We start from the raw sequence: 20,595 nt of genomic DNA on the forward strand, positions 1-20,595 counted from the left end.
GCGCAGTGTATTTCCCCGGCAACACACCTGGAGGAAATCGCATGTCGTCTCGTCTGTTCGCTGCCCTGGCTGCTCCGACGCTGGCCTTGTCGGTCACCGCATGCGGGATCAACACGGTGCCGGCCTCCGAGGAAGTGGCGAAGGCGCGCTGGGCCGATGTGCAGGCCGCCTATCAGCGCCGCGCCAGCCTGATCCCCAACCTCGTGGCGACGGTAAAGGGAGCGGCCGCGTCCGAAGAGCGCATCCTGACCAACGTCACCGAAGCACGCGCGAACGCCACCCGGATCACGGTCAGCGGTGAGCAGCTGAGCGATCCGGCGGCGATGGCGCGGTTCAACGAAGCGCAGGCGCGACTGTCCGCATCCATCATCCCGCTGCAGCGGCTGCAGGAACAATATCCGCAGCTGCAGAGCCAGGCCAACTTCCAGACGCTGATGAGCCAGCTGGAAGGAACCGAGAACCGGATCAACATCACCATCCGCGACTATAATGAGGCAGTGCGCGAGTATAACACGCGCATCCGCACGTTCCCCGACATGATCGGCGCCAAGCTGGTCCACGGCGCCAAACCGCTGGTGCCGTTCCAGGCCACCACGCCGAACGCGGACCAGGCGCCGACGGTCGATTTCGGCAAGTAAGTGCATGGTGCAACCCAGCGTGCTCCGGCGAAGGCCGGAGCCCTAATCAGCGCTCCGGCCTTCGTCGGAGCACTATGGCAAGCGGTCTTGGCAATCTCGCTGTGCCTGCTGGCCCTCGCCTCGCCCTCCCCAGCCCAGACCTTCCCGCCGCTCTCTGGCCGTGTGGTGGACGCCGCCAACCTGCTCAGCCCCGAGCAGGAGGCGGCGCTCAGCGCCAAGTCGGAGGCGCTGGAGAAGGCAACGACCCGGCAGTTCGTCGTCGCCACTATTCCCGACCTGCAGGGCTATCCGATCGAAGATTATGGATACCGGCTGCTCCGAAGCTGGGGGATCGGGCAAAAAGGTGTGAACAATGGCGTGATCCTCATTGTCGCTCCCAGCGACCGCAAGATGCGGATTGAAGTCGGCTATGGTTTGGAGCCTTATCTGACGGATGCGCTATCCTCGGTGATCATCCGCGAGCAGATGCGGCCGCGCTTTCAACAGGGCGACTTCGCCGGCGGGATCGAAGCGGGCGCCGACGCGATTGTCGCGCAGTTGCAGCTCCCGCAAGATCAGGCGCAGGCCCGGCAGGACCAGATTCTCAATCAAGAGCGCGCCGGGAGCAGGCGCAGCTCCGGCGGCGGCATTCCACTTGGCCTGATCTTCTGGGGCATGGTCGCGCTGTTCGTCGTCCTGTCGATGCGGCGTGGACGCAAGCAGCGCGGGGTATTCGGGTCCCGGCGCTATCGCCGCGACAGCAACTGGCCGGTGTGGCTGTGGGTCGCGAGCGAGATCGCGGAGAATGCCTCGCGTGGACGCGGCGGCGGCTGGGGCGGAGGCGGTGGCTGGGGCGGCGGCGGCGGCGGCTTCAGCGGCGGCGGCGGGTCTGGTGGGGGCGGTGGCGCCTCGGGGAGTTGGTGATGCTGACCGCAGCCGATCATGAGCTCGTCGCCGGGGCGATTCGTGAGGCAGAGACACGGACCGACGGCGAAATCTCCGTCGTCGTGGCACCCGACTCGGATACTTATGCTGATGCGGTGCTGCACTGGTCGCTGCTCGTCGCGTTGCTGCCATTGGCGCTGTTCGCCACCTTCCCCGGCCTGCTGCATTGGGCGATAGAGGTGATCCATGGGCCATGGAGCGCGGAAGAGACGCCGCTGCGCCTGATCGTTCTCTACCTGCTGCTGAAGACGGCCGGCGCCTTCGTGGTCGCCTGGGCGATCTTCCGGCTGCCACGCGTACGGCTCGCGATCACGCCTCATGCGACCAAGGAGCGCCGCGTGCGGCGGCGTGCGATCATGCTCTTCCAGGTCGGAACCGAGCGGCGCACCGCCAGCCGCAGCGGCGTGCTGCTGTATCTTAGCCTGGCCGAGCACCGTGCCGAGATCGTCGCCGACGAGCTGATCCAATTCAGGATCGGCGGCGAGGAATGGGGCGAGGCGATGATCGCCCTGCTCGAAGGCGTGAAGGCGGGCCAGCCGGGCCAAGGTATCGCCGATGCGGTTAAGCGGATCGGCAACGTGCTGGCGACGCACTTCCCCTATACCGGCACGGACCCGAACGAGATGCCCGATCGTCTGATCCAGCTATGAGTGAAGAGCAGATCGAGACCGTCTGGGCGGGCAAGTATATCGAGGCGCGACGCAAGGGCCGCTGGGAGTTCGTCGGCCGCGCCAACAACATCCATGCCGCGGTGATCCTGGCGATCGACGACGGCCATGTCCTGCTCGTCGAGCAGCATCGTGTGCCGCTGGGCGGCCCCTGCCTGGAGCTACCCGCGGGGCTGGTCGGCGACAAGGACGAGGGTGAGACGGTCGAGGAGTCGGCCGCGCGCGAACTGGAGGAGGAGACCGGCTACCGGCCCGAGCGCATCCAAGTGATCGGCCGCTTCGCCTCTTCGCCCGGGATGGTCTCGGAGACGTTCACGCTGGTGAGGGCGCATGGGCTGACCAAGGTCGGCGAAGGCGGGGGCGAGGCGAATGAGGGGATCACCGTCCATCGGGTCCGATTGGAGGATGTGCCGGCATTCGTGGCGGACAAGCGGGTAGCGGGCATGTTCATCGACGTGAAGATGCTGCTGGTGCTGGCCCACAGCATCCTGGAATAGCCGTCATCCCGAACTTGTTTCGGGACAAGGGTGGGACGGCGTGATCTTGGGCGGTCAAACGACCACATCTCGCAACTGACGGCTTGTCCCGAAACAAGTTCGGGATGACGTCAGATGCTACCGGAAATTATCTGCGTAAGCCTGCAGCTTCAGCTTCGGTTGCGGCGCCGGCACGACATGGTAGGTCACGCCCTTCCTGTCGGCATAGGCCTTGGCAGCCTCCAGCGTCGGAAAGTGCAACTTCACCTGCGCCTGGGTGTCGGCGAGGCCGTTCCAGCCGGTCAGCGGATCGACCGGCGTCGCTTCCCGCGCGATATATTCCAGCACCCAGCGATCGGTCCCGGCACGGCCGGACTGGGTGGAGTTCTTCGGGCGCTGGAAGATGCGGGCGTCAGGCATGAAGCGCCTTTAACGTGCACAGCGCTACGTTTGAAGAAAGTTTGTTCTGACAAAGGGCACAAACGACATGAAGGCCTCTCTTCGTGATCTTTGTGCCCTTTGTGAGAACATCACTGGCTGCGCCGGGCGTCCGCCGCCTTGGTGCGGAGCGTGGGGGCAGCGGCGGCCGGGTCGTCGGGCCAGGGATGTTTCGGGTAGCGGCCGCGCATCTCCTTCGCCACCGCCGCCCAGCTGCCGCGCCAGAAACTTGGCAGGTCGCGCGTGGTCTGGATGGGGCGGCCCGCGGGGGAGGTCAGGCTCAGCACCAGCGGCACGCGGTTGCGCCCGACGACCGGGTGCTCGGCAAGGCCGAACAGCGCCTGGACACGAAGCTCCACCGTCGGCCCAGCCTCGGCGCCATAGTCGATGACGTGGATGCTGCCCGCCGGCGACGTAAAGTGCGCGGGCGCGAGTTGGTCGATCTGGCGCTTGGCGTCCCAGCCGACCAGCATTTCCAACGCCTGCAGGAACGCGCCGGGCTCGATTGCGTCGAAGCGGCGCTTGCCGGCGAGCAGCGGTGGGAGCCAATCATCGAGGTGCTCCTGCAAGGCTTCATCGCCAAGGTCGAGGCCGGCAAATGCGGCGCGGGTGCGGAATGCCGCGGCTGCTTCGGGCCAGGGCAGCAGGTGCACGCCATGGGCGCGGACGCCCTCCAATAGCGCGGCAGCAATGGCGTCAGGTTCGGCATCCGGATCGGGTCCACTCGACAAGCGGATCGCGCCCAAGCGACGCTCGCGCGTCGCGGTCACGCCTCCACTGGCGGGATCGAAGCGAAGGTCTCGCACGGTCTCGATCCAATCAACGAAGAGCGGCTCCACCTCCTGCGCCTCCAGCGGCGCCGCGGAAAGGATGCGGGCGCCCGACGCCGCACCCTGCACCTCGGCAACCGCCAGCCACTCGGCACGCGCGAGGGATGAGGTAGGATCGAGGCGAAAGCCCCTGCCCCCAGCGCTGATCCAGTCCGCGCCGTCGGCAGAGCGGCGCTTCGCCACGCGATCGGGATAGGCAAGCGCCACAGTCCGCCCAAGCTCGCTCGTCCCGAGCGAAGTCGAGGGGCGCTTCTCCGAGATAGAGCCACGCCCCTCGACTTCGCTCGGGACGGGCGCATTGGACTCCTGCAACACCAGCTTCGCCCAACGCCTCGCGAGCCCCCTGCCCGCTTCGGCGCGCCTGCCGCGCTCGCTGCGCCAGCGACGGAGGCGTTGTTCCAGATCGGCGTCGCTCCCGCCCAGCCCCCGTTCCTGGAGCAGCACCGCCACTTCGGCGGCGCGTTCAAGCAGGCCAAGCGGCTCGGCTGCGACCAGCATGTGCGCGAGGCGCGGCGGCAGCGGTAGAGTGGCGATGCGGCGGCCGTGCGGGGTCGGGCGGCCGTCCCCGTCGATCGCGCCAAGCAACGTCAGACGGGAGCGTGCTTCCGCGACCGCAGCTTCGGGCGGCGGATCCAGCCAGCGCAGGCCGCGCGGATCGGTGACGCCCCAGATCGCGCAGGCGAGGAGCAGCGGCGACAGGTCGGCTTCCAGGATCTCGGGCGGATCGAAGCGGGGCAGGCCAGCCGTCGCGGCTTCCTCCCAAAGGCGGTAGGCGACGCCGTCGGTCTGGCGCGCAGCGCGGCCCGCGCGCTGGGTCACCGCAGCCTGGCTGGCCCGCTCGGTGACGAGGCGAGTCATGCCTGCCTGGCGATCATAGCGTGGGCGCCGAGCCAGGCCGGAGTCAATCACGACGCGGATGCCGTCGAGCGTCAGGCTGGTCTCGGCGATCGAGGTGGCGAGCACGAGCTTGCGCTGGCACGGTCCAGCCGGCGCGATGGCGAGGCGCTGGGCGGCGGGATCGACCTGGCCGTGCAGTTTGTGCAGGATCACGCTGTCGGCAAGCGGGCCGAGCCGCTCGGCGGTGCGCTCGATCTCGACGACGCCGGGCAGGAAGGCGAGCACGCCGCCATCCTCTTCCCGCAGCGCGCGGCGGATGGCGGAAGCCATGGCGTCCTCGATGCGTAGAGAGGTGTCGCGTCCGAGGTGACGCAGCTCCAGCGGGTGGGAGCGGCCTTTGCTTTCGATGACCGGCGCGTCGCCGAGCAGGGCCGCATAACGCGCGCCGTCGAGCGTCGCTGACATAGCCAAGATGCGAAGATCGGGTCGGAGCGCAGCCTGGGCGTCGAGCGCCAGCGCGAGGCCGAAATCGCTATCGAGGCTGCGTTCGTGCACCTCGTCGAACAGCAGGGCAGAGATGCCGGAGAGCTCGGGATCGGCCTGGATGCGGTTAAGGAAAATGCCTTCCGTCAGCACGGTAACTCGTGTGGCGGCAGAGCGCTTGCTGTCCATGCGCGTGGCATAGCCGAAGGTGCGGCCGACCGGTTCGCCTGCCAGTTCCGCCATGCGCTCGGCGGCCGCGCGCGCGGCGATGCGGCGGGGCGAAAGGAGCAGCACTTCGCCGGCGCACCAGGGCTGATCCAGCAGGGCCGGCGCGATCGCCGTGGTCTTGCCGGCGCCCGGTGGGGCGACCACCACAGCGTTCGGCCCGGCGCAAAGAGCGGCAAGCAGCTCGGGCAGGACAGCGTCGATGGGAAGATTGTTGGTCAAGGAAGCAGCGTCTAGCCGAAAACTGAAAAGGGCGGCACCTTTCGGCACCGCCCTCTTCAACGTTCGAACCCTAGGTCGTCAGAACGCGCGATATTGCTCGTTGCCAACAAAGCCCATCTTGGTCACGCCCGACCGCTTGATCACGGCCAGCACGTTGTCGACCACATTGTAGCGCGCCTGGGGATCGGGCTGCACGTGCAGTTCCGGTTCCGGGCTCATCGCGCGGGTGCGGTCGAGATAGAGGCGCAGCGTCACGATATCGATCGGCGAGCCGTTCCAGGTGATGGTGCCGCTGGGATCGACCGAGACCTTGTTCTTGATCGGGTCGATCGGCGGCGGTTCGTTGTTGTCGCTGTTCACCGGCAGGTCGATCTTCACCGCATGGGTCTGGATCGGAATGGTGATGATGAACATGATGAGCAGCACGAGCATGACGTCGATCAACGGCGTCGTGTTCATCTCGCCCATCGGTTCGCCGTCTTCGCGGCCACCTGAGATTGCCATCGGGTACTCCTAACTCAGAGGCGGACGACGTTGCCACCCGGAGGCGGCTCGGAGATGAAGCCGACCCGGCTGAAGCCGGCCAGCTGCATCGTGTAGATCGCGCCGCCGATGCACCGGTAAGGCGTGTTCACGTCGCCGCGGATATGCGCTTCGGGCAGTTCAAGCCCGGGCGCATTGGGACCGCCCTGCCGATCGATCTCGCGCCGCAGCTTGGCGACGGCGCGATCGAGCAGTTCCTGGGCGCTTACCTTGGTCAGCCCCCAATAGACGCCGCACGATCCGTCCGGCTCCGCCCGCACGGTCAGCGAGACATTCTCCGGCTTGGTCGTGGTCGGGTCGAAGCGGACGTTCGGCAGCTTGACCTGAACCGTCTGGATCACGACCGGAACCGCGATCAGGAAGATGATGAGGAGCACCAGCATGACGTCCACGAGAGGCGTCGTGTTGATGTCCGACATGGGGACGTCGTCTTCACCCCCAACTGCAAATGCCATAGGATCCTGTCCTGTCTTAAGCCGCAGGCGAACCGGCGGCTTGGAAGCGGCGGACGCGCGAGGTACGCGCCCGCCTATCCGTCACTTAGGCCTTGGTCTGCACGCCGCCGGTCTGGCCCGCCGCGGTGCCGGTCGGCTTTGCGGTGGTCACGCCCGGCTTGGTCGAGGCAGCAGCCGGAGCGGCCGAGGGACGCAGATTGGCCGGCTTCACCGTACCACCCGACATCATGTAGCCGAGCACGTCGTTCGAGAAGGCCGACAGGTCTTCCGCGATCGCCTTGTTGCGGCGCTGCAGCCAGTTATAGGCAAGCACCGCCGGCACGGCCACGGCCAGACCCAGCGCGGTCATGATCAGCGCCTCACCGACCGGACCCGCGACCGCGTCGATCGACGCCTGGCCGGCGAGACCGATCTTGATCAGCGCGCGATAGATGCCGATGACGGTGCCGAACAGGCCGATGAACGGCGCGGTCGCACCCACGGTCGCCAAGAAGGCGAGACCGCCGCCCAGCTTCGAGTTGATCAGGCCCTGCGAGCGGTTGATCGAACCATGCATCCAGTCATGTGCCTCGACCGGATCGGTCAGCTTGCCATGCTGTTCCTGGGCGATCAGCGCGTCGTCGACGATCTGGCGATAGGCCGAGTTCTTCTCGAGCTTGTTCGCGCCTTCGCGCAGGTTGGTCATGTTCCAGAAGCCCGAACGCATCTTGCGGCCCTGGTTGATGATCTTCTGCTGCTCGAACAGCTTGGTGAACAGGATGTAGAAGGAGAAGATCGACATGAAAACGAGGATCAGGAACACCGACCAGGCGATGACGCCGCCCTGTTCCAGCGCGGCCCACAGGCCATAGGGGTTTTCGCCGGCCTTGGCCGCTGCTTCCTGCATGAAAGCGATTTGGGTGATCATTGCTTATATTCCTCTGAATAGGTTCGAACGTTCGACGCGCGGCAGCACCGCCATTACTTCGGGATGACCCACTTCACGTTCCGCGACTGGGAACTCTTCATCGGGTTACCGCTCTGGTCGAGCGCCGGCGAGAACCGTCCCTTGCGGGTCATGGCTCGGCAGGCGGCATCGTCGAGATCGGCGTTTCCGCTCGAAGACGTGACGCGGCAATTCTCGACCCGGCCCTCGGGATTGATGTCCCAGGTGATGCGGGTCGTCCCCTCGGCGCCCTCACGCAACGCACGCGGCGGATAGTCATCCTGCGTGATGAAGCGCGCGGGATCGCCCTTGGCAGACGCAGCCTTCGAAACCTGCGGCACAGGTGGAGGCGGCGGGGGCGGCGGCGCAGGCGGAGCCGGCGTCGGCACGAACACCGGAGGCTGCGGAACCGACACGATCGTCGGGGCCTGCTGCGTATTTACCGAAACGATCGGCGGCGGAGTCACCACCGGCGGCGGCTCGACCTTCTGGTCGGGCGGCGGCGGGGGCGGCGGCTCTTCGGGGGGCGGCGGCTCTTCCTCCACGTCGAACGTCTTGAGGTCCGTTGCGACCTTCTTGATGACGTTGAACGCAAGGCCGGTCACGAACGCATAGCCAAGCAACGCGTGGATCAGGATCACAATCACAATCGACGCGAGCTTGCTACCGTTCAAGCCCTGTTTGTCAGCGTAGGCCATTCAGTAACGAGACTCCCTCTCTCGGCAGCGGGCGGTGCGAAGGGAGCGCCGGCCTGTTGCCGCAACTAAATCCAATCCACCCGGCTTAGGTTCTGTTCTGGGCAGAAGTCCGGTTCTCTATCTCCGAGCATTAACCGACGCAAACGCTTTGTCGGACGCAGGAAACCTACGGTCCCACCATGACAGTTTTGTGCTAGGCGGACGCCGCACGAAAGTCTTAACGCATGAGGAATGATGCGTATCCCGAGCCTGATTTCCGTTACGGCAGCGTTGCTTATGACAGCGGTGGACAGTTTGGCCCAGACGAGCAGCCCGGCGCCCACCTACAGCTATGCCGATCTCGCCGACCGCGCACTGGCTGCTCCGGTGGCTCTTGTGGTCACTGTTACGGACGCGATTCGAGTGGAACCCGAACGCGCTCCGGGCCTCAAAACGGGGCATGCGCGCCTGTTCATTGAAGCCACGGCGAACCGCCTGATTCGCGGCCCGAACGATATTCCGCCGCTGATCCGCTACTTGGTCGACGTTCCGCTCGATGCCAGGGGCAAGGTGCCCAAGCTCAAAAAGGGAACCATGCTGTTGCTGGCGCGCACCGTGCCAGGGCGTCCCGGCGAGTTGCAGCTGATCGCGCAGGACGCGCAGCTTCCCCTGACTCCCGAGACGGAGCAGCGCGTGCGCGCGATCCTGACCGAAGCCCTGCGCGCCGATGCGCCGCCGCCGGTCACGGGCATCACCAGTGCCTTCCATGTCGCGGGAGCCATCCCCGGCGAAGGCGAGACCCAGATATTCCTGTCGACGCGCGACAATCGGCCCATCTCGCTCAACGTGCTGCGGCGCCCGGGCCAGGAGCCGAGCTGGTCCGTGGCCTTGACCGAAGTGGTCGACGAGGCTGCGCAGCCGCCCGAGCGCGACACCCTGCTCTGGTACCGCCTCGCTTGCGGGCTGCCGCGTTCCTTGCCCGACGCTGCTGTGGCGGACCTCGATCCGAGCGCAGCCGAAGCGGCGCGCGCCGATTACGGGTTCGTGCTCGAGCGCCTGGGCCAGTGCAGCCGCAGCCGGCCGGTCAGAAGGAGCTGATCTCCACCCCGACGCCCGCGCAGTCCGGGTAGATGTCGGGCTTGCGGGTGGACACGCGCAGGCCGGTGACCCCCTTGCGGGCGGCGATCAGCTCATAGATTTCGCGGGCCAGTGTTTCCTGCAGGTTGAAACGCCGCCCTTCCGTCATGCGCCGGATCTCGGTGCGCAGAAAGTCATAGTTCCAGGCGACCGCGGCGCTGTCTTCGCTGGCGAACGCTTCGGCTGTCACCCACACCTCCACGCTCACCAGCAGCCGCTGCGGCGTGCCGACCTCGAAATCATGGAAGCCGATATCCACCGGCAGGTCGAAGTCGTTGAGGAAGATCCGGAAGCTCTTGGGCGCCAGCTCCGATGGCACGAGCCCCTCGATGCGCGGCGGAGTGGTCATTTCGCTTCACCCAGCTGGCGGTCGAGGAAGGTGGCGATGGTGCGCCAGACATGGACGCTGACGCCCGGACCCGCCACCCGATGACCGAACCCTGGATAGACCATCGTTTCGAACGGGATCGCCGCCGCCTGCAGCTTCGCCATCAGCGCGGTCGAATTGTCGAACACGACATTGTCGTCGGACATGCCATGGATCAGCAACAGCGGATCCCTGATTGCAGTCGCGTTGGCCAGCGCATCCGAGCTTTCATAGGGCTTCGGATCGATCGCCGGGTTGCCGAGAAAGCGCTCGGTATAATGCGTGTCGTACAATTCCCACCGGGTGACCGGAGCGCCGGCGACGCCGGCGGCGAAAGCGCCGGGCGCGGCCTCGAGCAGCTTCAGTGTCATATAGCCGCCATAGGACCAGCCATAGACCGCGACCCGCTTCGGATCGACGAAGGGCTGGCGCTTCAGCCAAGCGAGGCCGGCGAGTTGGTCTTCCACCTCGACGGCACCCATGGCGTGATAGATCGCATCTTCGAACCGCTTGCCGCGATCGGCCGTGCCGCGATTGTCGATCGAAAAAACCGTCCACCCCTTATCGACCAGATATTGGTAGAACGGGTCGTTCCATTGGTTGACGACCTGACGGCCGCCATGAGGACCGCCATAGACGACCTGCAGCACCGGCCCGGGCCTAACGGCGCCGCGCGGACGATACAGCTTATAGTGCAGCACCTGCCCGTCGACGGCTTTCAGCGTGCCGAACTCGGCCGCGACATGGCTCTTCAGGAATGGCGCATAGGGGTGATCGCCCGCGACCTTATTCTCGTTGATCCAGAGCAGCCGCTTCCCGCCGTCATCCGCGAGATAGTCTTGCGGGGGCTGGGTCGTGCTGGAACGGCTGAGGATCAGCCGCGTCGCCGCCTCGTCCATCTTGGCGCCGTAGGAATAGCCGGGCTCCGTCAGGCGCTGCGGCTCGCCCGGGGCGTCGAGTGGCGTGGAATAGACGTGCCATTCCAGCGGCGTATCCCTGTTGGCCGTGAACCAGACACGGTTCCTTGTCCCATCGACGCCAAGCAGTTGCTGCACTTGCCAGGGTCCGCGGGTCAACTGGGTCCATTGCCCGTCCCGCCACCGATAGAGGTGGCTGAAGCCGTCTCGTTCCGACGTCCACAGGATGCTGCCATCGGCAAGGGCACGGAGATTGTCGTGCAGGTTGATCCAGGTCTGCGCCGTTTCGGTGAACAGGACGGACGACTTACCCGTCACGGGATCGACGCTGAGCAGATCGAGCCGCTTCTGGTCGCGGCTTTCGCGCTGGACGAGCAATGCCGATCCGTCCGCGGTCCAATTCACCCGGGCGAGATAGATGTCCGGATCGGGGCCGAGATCGACCTTGACCGGCTTGCCGCCGCGGACGCCGAACACATACAGCTCCACCCGCGCGTTCGGCGTGCCGGCCTTCGGATAGCGTTGCGCATAGACCCGCGTCCCGTCCGCGCCGATGGCAGAGCGGGTGACGATCGCGACCGGGCTCTCGTCGACGCGCGCGACGGCGATGCGCTTGTCGTCCGGCGACCACCAATGGCCGCGACGCCGGTCCATTTCCTCCTGCGCGATGAACTCGGCGACGCCCCAGCTGAGCGTGTCTCTGCCGTCGCGGGTGAGCGCGCGCTCCTTGCCCGTGGCGAGGTCCAGCACGACGAGGTTCTGGTCGCGCACGAAGGAGACGTACTTGCCCCGCGGGCTGACCGTGCCGTCGAGCTCGCTGGTCGGCGTCGCGGTGAGGCGGCGGACCTGGCCGTCTAGCGTCGCCAGATAGAGATCGCCGTCGAGCGGCACGAGCAGGCTGCGCGCATCCGCGCTCCAGTCATACGCGACGATGCCGGTCTGGTCGGCGATACGCGCGCGCTCGCGCCGCATCCGCTCGGCCTCGGACAGTTCGGCGCCGGTCGCGAACTTCCGGGAATCGACCAGCATCCGCTCGGCACCGGTCGACGTGTCCACCGCCCACAGATCGAACCGCTCCTTCTCGTCCGGGCGATTGCGCAGCGATGTTAGCCAGCGGCCATCGGGCGACAGCTTCACCAGCCGCGGCGTGGGACCCGACAGCGGCGGGTTGCCGTAGATGCGTTCGAGAGTGAGCTTTTGCGTCTGGGCCATGGCGGAGGGTGCAAGCGAAAGCGCCGCGAGCGCGGCCAGGATGCGGATCATGGCGCGCTCGCTAGCACATTATTTCGCGGAGCAGAGCCTAGAAGCGATACCCTGCCCGGATCCCGATCGTACGCGGGGTCTGCACCACGGCGTAGGTTCGGCCATTGTTGACCGGCAGACACTGGCCGCACTGCACGTAGCGCGTGATCTGCGCCCGCTCGTCGAACGCATTCTGGATGAACAGTTCGGCGGTGAACTTCCGCCAGGCCGTGCCCAGCATGAAGTCCGCCGTCGTCCAGGGCGGCAGCCGCCCGATGCCGAGGCGCGGACTATTGCCGCTGCTGTCGACGAACCGGATGTCCGATGCGGCGGAACTGGCGTGCGAAACGACCCCCTGGACATAGGGCTTCAGGTCGCTGCCGGTTTCGAACTGGTAGCGCACATTGCCGCTGAACTTAAACCGGGGCGTGATGGGCAGCCGGGTGCCGCGTGGCGAAGATATATTGTCCGCCGTTCCGCAGTTGGTCGAACCGGTGTCCGCGATGCAAAGGTCTTGGCGAGTCTTGGCGTCGATATAGGCGGCGCTGCCGGATAGCGTCAGCCCCACAACGGGGTTCCAGGTGAAATCCGTTTCGATGCCGCGGATGCGGGCATTGGGTCCGTTGTGGATTTCGGTGAAGCTGTTTTCGCCGAGGAAGCTGAACTGGAACTGCTTCCACTTCTGCTGGAAGATGGCGCCGTTCCAGCGCAGCGTGTTGCCCCAGGTGGTCTTCCAGCCAAGCTCGTAATTGATCAGGAAGTCGGGATCATAGGGCGCGACCGTGCCGCGCCGATTGATGCCGCCGGGGCGGAAACCCTTGGACCAGGTGGCGTAGAGCAATTTGCCCTCTGCCGGCTTCCAGTTGAGGTTCAGGCGGTAGAGGACGCCATCGTCCTTGGTCCGCTTGGGCACCAATTTGCCGTTCTTGAAGTCCGCAAGGTTGGTGCACGGGCTGCCGTTCACCGCCGCCGGCAACAGGCTGACGGTGTTGTTGCTGCCGTTGATCACCTCGCGAAGCGTCCGCCCGTCAGTCGTGTAGCATCCCGCGACGCCGGTCCGGGAAGATCCCGCCGCGTTGAACGGGCCGGCCGTGAAGGGGCGGCCATCGTCGGGGTCGATGCCTGGGTTCCTGCCGAAGCCGAAGAAGCCGATCAGCGTGTTGTCGAATTTATACCCGCGCAGGCCGCCGGTCAGCGTCAGCGTCGGCGTGATGTCGTAGCTCGCCTCGCCGAAGATCGCATAGTCGCGATCGACGCGCCTCTGCTGCGTCAGCCACAGCGTGCCCGGGAAGCCGTTCACCGAAACCGCGGAGCCGAGATTGTCGACCTTGTAGTCCTGATGGATCAGGTTCGACTGGCGCTGGTAGAAGAGGCCGCCGACGATGCGGAACGGCTCTTCCGAAGGCGAGGCGATGCGGAGTTCCTGGCTGACCCGCTTGAAATGGTCGCTGCCTTCGATGCGCTGGACCGGCACCACGTTGTTCCCGGCATTGTCCTGGTAATAGAAATAGCCGGCAAGGCCCCCGTAATCGGCGTAGAGCGCGTCATAGACCTCCGCATAGTCGGTATAGTCGGACGAGCTGTTGCGCTTGCGGTCGAGATAGGCGCCGGCATAGGTCAGGTCCCAATTGCCGATCTTGCCCTGCACCGTCAGCGCCGCCTGATACCAGCGGTCGTGGTTATTCTCGGGGAAGAAGCGGTTGACCTTCAGGTCGCCGAGCCGCTCCTCATAGCCGAAGGAGCCTTTCGATTTCTGGTCCTGGCCGAACAAGGACGCGGTCGCGGTCCAGTCGTCGGACAGGTCGATGCCGAGTGCCAGGCGCCCGCCATAGGTATCGACCTCGTTGAAGTCCTTCTTGGCGATCGCATTGTTGTTGATCGACAGGCCGCCGAGGAAGTTGCGAGTTGCCGGCACATTGTCGATAAAGCCGGCGTCGTGCTGGTAAAAGCCGACCGCCCGCAGCGCGATCATGTCGTTGAGCGGCACGTTGACGAAGCCTTCGACCTTGCCGCCCTGCCCGCCCTTGCGGACCGTGTTCGCCTCGACGTCGAACCCACCCTCGAACCCAGCCGTGTTCGGCTTGTTGGTGATGATGCGGATTGTTCCAGCCTCGGACGAGGCGCCGTAGAGCGTGCCCTGGGGGCCGGACAGTGCCTCGATGCGGGCAATGTCGTAGATATGGATGTCGAGCGTGCCGCCGATGGTCGTGATCGGCTGTTCGTCGAGATAGAAGCCGACCGACGGCAGCGAACCGGAGTGATTGCCGTCGCCGCCGGACGCAACACCGCGGATGTAGACGGTCGAGGTGCCCGGCGTTGCCGTCTGGAAGGCCACGCTCGGCAGCAGCCGCGTATAGTCGTTGAAGTCGGAGACGTTCAGCTGCTCGAGCTTTTGCGTGCCCAGCGCCTGCACGCTGATCGGCACGTTCTGCAGGCTCTCCTCGCGCTTCTGCGCGGTGACGATTATGTCGCCGATTGCCTCGTTGCCGGACGCCTCCGCCTGTTCCTTCTGCTGCTGATCCTGCGCAAGCGCGGTGCCCGCCAGTGCCGAGCTGCCGAGCAGCGCCACCATCACCGGAGTCCAAGTCTTTCGGCGCACAAGCGTCTCCCCAATCCCGTACCCGGGGCAGAGGCTCGTCCGCTTTGCCGCTCCCGTCAAAGGGGAACGGCGGAAAAGCGTCAGTTTCGGAAGAACCTGTTGCGCTTATGCAACGGTCAAAAGGGCCGGCACCTCGGGATAGGTGTCCAGCACATCGCCAAGCGCCTGCTTCAGCGGGTCGAGCCACGGTTCGAAGGGCTTCCATGGCTCCAGCCCTTCGCGATTGATGGGGCGGCGCACCTGTTCTGAGCTCGCGGTGCGAACGGCGCGCTCGGTTTCCCAGAAGCGCAGGCAGGGCTCTTCGAACGGCAGGCGCATGGCGGCGAGCAGCGCGCGGATCTCCGCTTCCGTGTCGTCGACCAGGCGTTCGTAGATGATGCGGTGGACATGGCCGGGCAGCACCCGGTCGAAATGCGCCATCAGCGCGACATAGCTGGCATAGTAATGACCCACATCGGCCAGGCCGTAGGTGAAGCTCTGCCCCCGCGCGAAATGCTGCTTGAAGTTGGAGAAGCAGCTGGCGAGCGGGTGGCGGCGCGCATCGACGATTCTGGCATGAGGCAGGATCAGCCGGATCAGTCCGACATGCGCCCAATTGTTCGGCAGTTTGTCGATGAAGAAGGGCCGGTCGGTCTTCCGCTGAACGCGCGTGCGGTCGAGATACTCCTCGCCCAGCGCGCGCACCTGATCGCGGGTGAGCTCGGCGACCGAAGTCTCGCCGGCCCCGATCCGTGCGGCAATGGCCGGAATGTCCGGCAGCTCCATCGTCCCTTCGACCTGGCTGTGGCTCGCGAGAATCTGCTCGACGAGCGTCGATCCCGCGCGCGGCATGCCGAGAATGAAGATCGGATCGGGCGCCGGGCAGCCCCAGCCTGTCCGTGCGGCGAAGAAGTCGGGCGTGTAGATCGCCTTGGCCCGCGCCACCTGCTCCGCCGTGTCGGCCGAATCATAGGGTAGCTGGCGGCGACGAATGGCATTGCCTTCGGCATAGTGACGGAAGGCCGGCTCCGCGTCGCGCCGATCCTCATGTGCCTTGCCGAGAGCGAAATGCAGGTGCAGCCGATCGTCGTCGGACAGGCCGGGCCGGTCGAGCGCCGCCGTCATGGCGTTCACATCTTCATCCGAGAAGCGTACCGTCTTCAGATTGGCGAGGCTCCACCAGACCTCGCCCATTTCCGGCCGGATCGCTGTCGCGCGACGATAGGCGGTGATCGCCTCTTCCGTCCGGCCGACGGTCTTCAGCACATGGCCATAGCTCATCCAGACCTTTGGCTGATCGGGCGCCTGGGCCAGCACCGCTTCATAGAGGGTGATCGCTTCGTCGAACTCCCCGATCCTGCCGAGCGCCGCAGCGCGCAGATTGGCGTGGCTGAGGTTGTCGGGATCGTCGCCGACCAGCCGGTCGAGCTCGGCCAGCGCCTCGACCGAGCGGTTCTGGCGGTGAAGCACGGTGGCGAGGTTGGCGCGCGCGGGACGGAATGCGGGAGCCAGTTCGAGCGCGCGGCGGAGCAACGCCTCGGCATCGCGGTAACGGCCGAGCCGGCCGGCAAGTTCTGCCATCATGCGGATCGCGGCGACGTCGAACGGGTCGTCGCGCAGCCGGGGCCGAAGCAGTTGCTCCGCGGCCCGCAAATCCCCCTCGACCAGCGCCGCCGCTGCCTCGATCAGCACCGGGTCGGTGACCGATGCGTCGATCGCAGCCAGTTCGAACCGCTCGCCCTCCTCGTGCCGCCCCGCCTTGCGGGCCGCCAAGGCGGCCCGGCGCAGGGCACGGGGATCAGGTGCGGCAGGGGCGAAGGCAGGCATCGTCACCGATGTGCCGGGAACCGCCGGAGACCGCAACGGCAAGCGGGCTTCGCAGCCCGCCTGTCGCGTCAGGCCATCACTGCCTTCACGACGCCGCGACGCCGGGCCGCGAAGCCGGTGGCGCCAAAGCCGACGATCATTAGCGCCCAGCTCGCCGGTTCCGGCACCGCCGCGATGGTAACGCGGTAATTGTCGAACGGGCGCACCGGGTTCGAGTTGCGCGGCGTCGTCGAGAGGTCGAAGGTGCCGAGCTGGAAGATGGCCTTGTTCTGCGCGCGCGGCAGCGACGTGTTGAACGACGTATTCGTGATCAGCACCGTGTTCTTCAGCTCCACCACACCGGCCGGGCCGGTGAAGCTGAGGCCACCCTGCTGGGTCGAGGTGAAGAAGGTGATGGGCGTGTTGACCGTCCCCGAGCCGACATTCGGCACGCCACTATAGGTGACTGCGATGCGCGGCGAGAGGGTGCCGTTGCCATAGGTCACCTGGGCCGGCAGCACGATGTCGGGCACCCGGTCTTCGTCGATCTGGAAGCTGAAATCGCCCTTGTCGTTGACATCGCCGACATTGGTGATGGTGAACTGCAGGACCCGGGCCGAAGCCGGGGCTCCGGCGAGAGCGAGGGCGGCGACCGCCCCGAGAAGAATGGCTTTCATGATGATGTCCTCGTGAGATGGGGCCGGATCAGGCGATCGCGAACCACTGGTCGGAATAGATGAACTGCCGCGCCATGATCGGCGCTTCGGCATAGGCGGCGTCGAACGCGACCGTTTGGAAGGCCGGCACCGCCGACCCGCCGAGCTGGAAGACGGCGAGCAGCGGATCGTGATCAGTCGACAGCTGGAGGTCCGGCGTTTGCTCGGCGTTCAGGTGCACCGGCTGGAACTCGGCGACCTGATACAGATTATTGGTCGCCACGATGTGGTCGATCTGCTGCAGATTGCCGTCGAAGATGTAGGAGTAGCGCTCTTCGGGTGCGATCAGGTTGTTCAGGTCCTTGAGCTGGCCGCTCGCGGTGAGCGCGGTGACGCCCCCTTCCCAGCTGAAGCCGTTGAAATCGCCCAGTACCGCGATCTTGGCCGACGGATCGGCCGCAAGCTCACCATTGATCCAGATCTTCACCGCCTGCGACTGCGCGGTGCGTGCGGCATCGCCCGCATCCGACGGCGGCTGGGTGGCGCCGCACAGCCCATCGGATCCGAGGCGCGAGGTTGAGTGCACATTCACCAACGTGACCTCCTCGCCGTTAAACGAGAAGGTCGCCGCCAGCGGCTTGCGCGTGCCGTTGAAGATCGGATCGTTGATCAGCTGAAGGGATCCATCGACCAGAGACACGCGGCTCGGATCGTAGAAATAGCCGTTGCGGATGTTGCCATTGGGCTCGCCGCCGGTCGAGTTGTTCGCGGTCGGCGCGATCTCGACATAGGCATATTGCGGGCCGCCAAACTCCATCATCGCATCGATCAGCGACTGGGCGGTGGCCACGCCCGAGAGGCTGCCGCCGGCCTCGGCGCCATTGGCATCCTGGATTTCCTGCGCGGCGATGATGTCGGGCGCGTTCAAGTTGAAAAGGATATCGCTCGCCAGCGAGTAGATCTTGGCCGGATCGTCGGAGGCGGAGAAGTTCTCCATATTGTAGGTGGCGACCGACAATTTGTCGTCGGCCTCGTAGATCGAGGCATAGTCGCGCCACAACGTCACATCCTCGGTGACCGAGACAGGCGCGGTGACGAGCAATTCGTAGGACTGGAAGGCGTAGCTCATCACGCCGCTGACGTCGCTCAGGCGGTCGCCGATCGTGTAGTTCGCCTGGAAGCCGGTGAAGAGACCGGTGTCGTCGTCGATCTGCAGCCGCTCGGGATTATAGTCGCCGGCAGACAGGGTCAGGCCGCCGCGCGCGCTCTGGCCTGTCGAGCCGACCCCGCCGCTCGCGACCACATAAGTCTCGCCGAACTCGTTGGTGTTCGAAATCGCGATTGGCGCGTCGATGGTGACGAACATGCCTTCGAGCGATTCATAGAAGTCGATGCCGTCGGTGGCCGGGTCGTACGATGTGAAGCCGTCATTCTCGATCACCGAGGTCGGCGGATGGATGCCGCCCTCGCCGATCACCGTCGCCTCGATCGTGCCCTGGCCGAGCTTCGCGATCACCGGCGAGGTCAGTTCGGTAATCGTCAGGTTGCGGTTGTCGTTGCCGGCGAGGAACTCCGTCACCCGCGCATCGACCTCGAGCAGGTCGCCGACCGCGATCCCGCTGGGCGCCGCACCTGTGAAGACGAGGATGCCGTCCGACGTGCGCGCGTCGCCATCAGTCTGGCCGGCGGCGCTCTGCAGGTAGAAGCCGTTCGAATCGATCGCGGTGACCACGCCGCGGGTCAGCACATGAGCGCCGACATAGGTGCTTGTGTGGCCCAGCCCCTGGATGTCGCCGATCTTGAGCGTCAGCAGCCCCTCGGTCGTGAAGTCGAGCGCACCTTCGGGCAGGCCGGCGAAGCTGTTGCCGGCCGCATCCTTCACGATGCCGGCGGGTGCCGTCAGGGTGTATTTGGTGGCGGCGAGCAGATTCGTCGCCGGGTCAATGGTCACCGTGTTGCCGCTGATCGTCACCTGGGGATTGGTGATGTCGAACACACGGATGTCGCTGCCGCCGTTCGACAGGGTGAAGCTACCGCTGCCCGCCTGCACGGCTTCCGAAAAGCGCAGCACGATGTTGCCGGCCGGATCGACCGCCACTGCGTTGTCGTCCGGATCGCTGGGGTTGAAGGCAGCAAGCGTCGGCGCCGTGGTGTCGGCCGCCAGGGTCTGGCTGGAAACGACGATGTCGTCGATGCCGATCGTCTCGTCATTGCCGGCGGCGTTCGTGGTGATCACGCGAACCTGCACGTCGGATGCATTATTGGCGAGCGCCGGCAGGATCAGGTCGACGGCGGTGACCTGAGTCGCGCTACCCGCGGTGGTCACGTCGCCGAAATAGCCGATATTGGTCCAGGCGCCGCCGCCGACGCGGCACTGGATGGCGACCTGCTGCACCGCATTGTCGGCCGAGGAGTCGAGATCGCGGATGTTGCACTGGAAACGGATATTCTCGACGCCGGTCGCGTCGAAATAGGCGACGATCGACGGCGCATCGGCGGTGCCGGAGCCGTTGAGGCCAATCGTGCGATCGGCCAGCGTGTCGAACTCGATCACCCCGCCCGACAGGTTCGAAGCGCTCGGATTCGTCTGATTGGCGACGACGTTGAGCACCACTTCCGACGTGTTGGCGCCGATAATCGTGCGGGGATCTACCCCGGTCGAGGTCACCACATCGTCGCCGCGATAGCCCATGATGCTCGCCACCTGCGACCAGTCATTGTTCGCGGTGATCAGATTCGCGTTGCTCCAATCCTGCCGGAACGTCCCGTCCGACAGCCGATACCGTGCGCTCGTCATTGGCTACCCCTTTGTGAGTCGAGGGCTTGCCTAGCCCAGCTCAAATGACGGCGTCATGACAGCAAGGTCGCGAAAACTGGGGATAAAGGCGATTGTGCCGAAAAGGGACGCTGGCTCAGTCGTCGGCGCCGGACGCCGCCGGATCACGCCAGCATGCACTGCCGGCAAGCAGGCCGGCGCGACGCTTCACGCCCCGGCTCTCCAGCCCCGCAAGCGTGGCCAGGAAGCCGAGATACAGGCCGACTGCAACACCGTGGATCAAACCGCACCTCTCTATAGATGGAGCTGCTTTACCTGTGCGTCTTCAGCGGCAGAAACGATCAGTGCCCGTCAGTTTGATCGGCTTCAGCGATCAGAACATGCCTGTTAGGAGAGGCTCGCGTCAGCCGGTCAGAGCGAAGGTCGATCCGGGCGCGAGCGGAGCGGTAACGATGCCGTGAGCGGAATAGCCCACGACGGCCGCCGAGCCTTGGGCTGCCTTTCGCAAGGCTTCGACCTTGATCGGGTCCACGCCACGGCGGCTCGGATCGACCGCCGCGTTACGGTCGAACGGACCGGATTGCGGGTGAGCGGGGTCGATGTGCCGGCTTGCGAGCGTCACTTCCGCGCAGTTCATGCACGCATAGCCGTTCACGCGCACGGGAGAGGAATAATTCACGCCGCCGACGGCCATTGCACGCCTCCTGCTCGAGCCGTGGAGCGTAGGGCCAAAACCTTGCCGAAACGAAAAGAGCCGGCGGATGCCCCGCCGGCT

General features: G+C 65.7%; 19 protein-coding genes. 5 read left to right on the top strand and 14 right to left on the bottom strand.

Annotated elements, in window-relative coordinates; genetic code table 11:
* Nucleotides 1–41 precede the first annotated feature (41 nt).
* From HJG53_RS02630 to HJG53_RS02645, 4 genes are all read left to right on the top strand, one after another.
* The gene (locus HJG53_RS02630; RefSeq protein ID WP_171127619.1) at nt 42–638 is read left to right on the top strand and encodes a LemA family protein; all 597 of its coding nucleotides are present in this window, start codon (nt 42–44) and stop codon (nt 636–638) included.
* An 87-nt stretch (nt 639–725) separates the two neighbouring features.
* Nucleotides 726–1,541: a YgcG family protein gene (locus HJG53_RS02635; protein ID WP_217352567.1), complete on the top strand. Its 816-nt coding sequence runs from the start codon at nt 726–728 to the stop codon at nt 1,539–1,541.
* Nucleotides 1,541–2,212 carry a TPM domain-containing protein gene (locus HJG53_RS02640; protein WP_171127620.1) on the top strand — a complete coding sequence of 224 codons (672 nt, stop codon included), beginning with the start codon at nt 1,541–1,543 and terminating at the stop codon, nt 2,210–2,212. The genes HJG53_RS02635 and HJG53_RS02640 overlap by 1 nt, the downstream gene beginning before the upstream one ends.
* Nucleotides 2,209–2,727: an NUDIX hydrolase gene (locus HJG53_RS02645; protein WP_171127621.1), complete on the top strand. Its 519-nt coding sequence runs from the start codon at nt 2,209–2,211 to the stop codon at nt 2,725–2,727. Before HJG53_RS02640 ends, HJG53_RS02645 begins: the two co-directional genes overlap by 4 nt.
* A gap of 117 nt (nt 2,728–2,844) precedes the next feature.
* On the opposite strand, the gene HJG53_RS02650 is transcribed toward HJG53_RS02645, so the two are convergent.
* The 6 genes from HJG53_RS02650 to HJG53_RS02675 form a co-directional block, all read right to left on the bottom strand.
* Nucleotides 2,845–3,126: an NADH dehydrogenase ubiquinone Fe-S protein 4 gene (locus HJG53_RS02650; protein ID WP_171127622.1), complete on the bottom strand. Its 282-nt coding sequence runs from the start codon at nt 3,124–3,126 to the stop codon at nt 2,845–2,847.
* Nucleotides 3,127–3,236: 110 nt separating this feature from the next.
* Nucleotides 3,237–5,741: an ATP-dependent helicase HrpB gene (hrpB, locus tag HJG53_RS02655; protein WP_171127623.1), complete on the bottom strand. Its 2,505-nt coding sequence runs from the start codon at nt 5,739–5,741 to the stop codon at nt 3,237–3,239.
* 78 nt (nt 5,742–5,819) lie between these two features.
* The gene (locus HJG53_RS02660) at nt 5,820–6,245 is read right to left on the bottom strand and encodes a biopolymer transporter ExbD (protein ID WP_171127624.1); all 426 of its coding nucleotides are present in this window, start codon (nt 6,243–6,245) and stop codon (nt 5,820–5,822) included.
* 14 nt (nt 6,246–6,259) lie between these two features.
* On the bottom strand, nt 6,260–6,739 hold the full coding sequence (locus HJG53_RS02665; RefSeq protein ID WP_171127625.1) for a biopolymer transporter ExbD: 480 nt from the start codon (nt 6,737–6,739) through the stop codon (nt 6,260–6,262).
* A gap of 85 nt (nt 6,740–6,824) precedes the next feature.
* Nucleotides 6,825–7,646 (bottom strand): MotA/TolQ/ExbB proton channel family protein, encoded by an 822-nt coding sequence (locus HJG53_RS02670; RefSeq protein ID WP_171127626.1) that lies wholly within the window; start codon nt 7,644–7,646, stop codon nt 6,825–6,827.
* Nucleotides 7,647–7,699: 53 nt separating this feature from the next.
* Nucleotides 7,700–8,362 (bottom strand): energy transducer TonB, encoded by a 663-nt coding sequence (locus HJG53_RS02675; RefSeq protein WP_171127627.1) that lies wholly within the window; start codon nt 8,360–8,362, stop codon nt 7,700–7,702.
* 276 nt (nt 8,363–8,638) lie between these two features.
* Here HJG53_RS02675 and HJG53_RS02680 point away from each other — a divergent pair, with 276 nt between their 5' ends.
* A complete protein-coding gene (locus HJG53_RS02680; RefSeq protein WP_171128126.1) occupies nt 8,639–9,439 on the top strand; it encodes a hypothetical protein in 801 nt (266 codons plus the stop codon).
* On the opposite strand, the gene HJG53_RS02685 is transcribed toward HJG53_RS02680, so the two are convergent.
* The 8 genes from HJG53_RS02685 to HJG53_RS02720 form a co-directional block, all read right to left on the bottom strand.
* Nucleotides 9,426–9,827: a dihydroneopterin aldolase gene (locus HJG53_RS02685; protein WP_171127628.1), complete on the bottom strand. Its 402-nt coding sequence runs from the start codon at nt 9,825–9,827 to the stop codon at nt 9,426–9,428. The genes HJG53_RS02680 and HJG53_RS02685 overlap by 14 nt on opposite strands.
* The gene (locus tag HJG53_RS02690) at nt 9,824–12,025 is read right to left on the bottom strand and encodes an alpha/beta fold hydrolase (protein ID WP_171127629.1); all 2,202 of its coding nucleotides are present in this window, start codon (nt 12,023–12,025) and stop codon (nt 9,824–9,826) included. Before HJG53_RS02690 ends, HJG53_RS02685 begins: the two co-directional genes overlap by 4 nt.
* A gap of 37 nt (nt 12,026–12,062) precedes the next feature.
* Nucleotides 12,063–14,603: a TonB-dependent receptor gene (locus HJG53_RS02695; RefSeq protein ID WP_368039485.1), complete on the bottom strand. Its 2,541-nt coding sequence runs from the start codon at nt 14,601–14,603 to the stop codon at nt 12,063–12,065.
* 105 nt (nt 14,604–14,708) lie between these two features.
* A complete protein-coding gene (locus HJG53_RS02700; protein WP_171128131.1) occupies nt 14,709–16,409 on the bottom strand; it encodes a sulfotransferase in 1,701 nt (566 codons plus the stop codon).
* A 68-nt stretch (nt 16,410–16,477) separates the two neighbouring features.
* Nucleotides 16,478–17,065 (bottom strand): PEPxxWA-CTERM sorting domain-containing protein, encoded by a 588-nt coding sequence (locus tag HJG53_RS02705; RefSeq protein ID WP_171127630.1) that lies wholly within the window; start codon nt 17,063–17,065, stop codon nt 16,478–16,480.
* 28 nt (nt 17,066–17,093) lie between these two features.
* A complete protein-coding gene (locus HJG53_RS02710; protein ID WP_171127631.1) occupies nt 17,094–19,841 on the bottom strand; it encodes an Ig-like domain-containing protein in 2,748 nt (915 codons plus the stop codon).
* A 115-nt stretch (nt 19,842–19,956) separates the two neighbouring features.
* On the bottom strand, nt 19,957–20,103 hold the full coding sequence (locus HJG53_RS02715) for a hypothetical protein (RefSeq protein WP_171127632.1): 147 nt from the start codon (nt 20,101–20,103) through the stop codon (nt 19,957–19,959).
* Nucleotides 20,104–20,223: 120 nt separating this feature from the next.
* Nucleotides 20,224–20,514: a hypothetical protein gene (locus HJG53_RS02720; protein ID WP_171127633.1), complete on the bottom strand. Its 291-nt coding sequence runs from the start codon at nt 20,512–20,514 to the stop codon at nt 20,224–20,226.
* Nucleotides 20,515–20,595: the final 81 nt, after the last annotated feature.

Origin of the sequence: Sphingomonas sp. ID1715 (assembly GCF_013044515.1) — a bacterium.
Taxonomy (GTDB): domain Bacteria; phylum Pseudomonadota; class Alphaproteobacteria; order Sphingomonadales; family Sphingomonadaceae; genus Sphingomonas_B.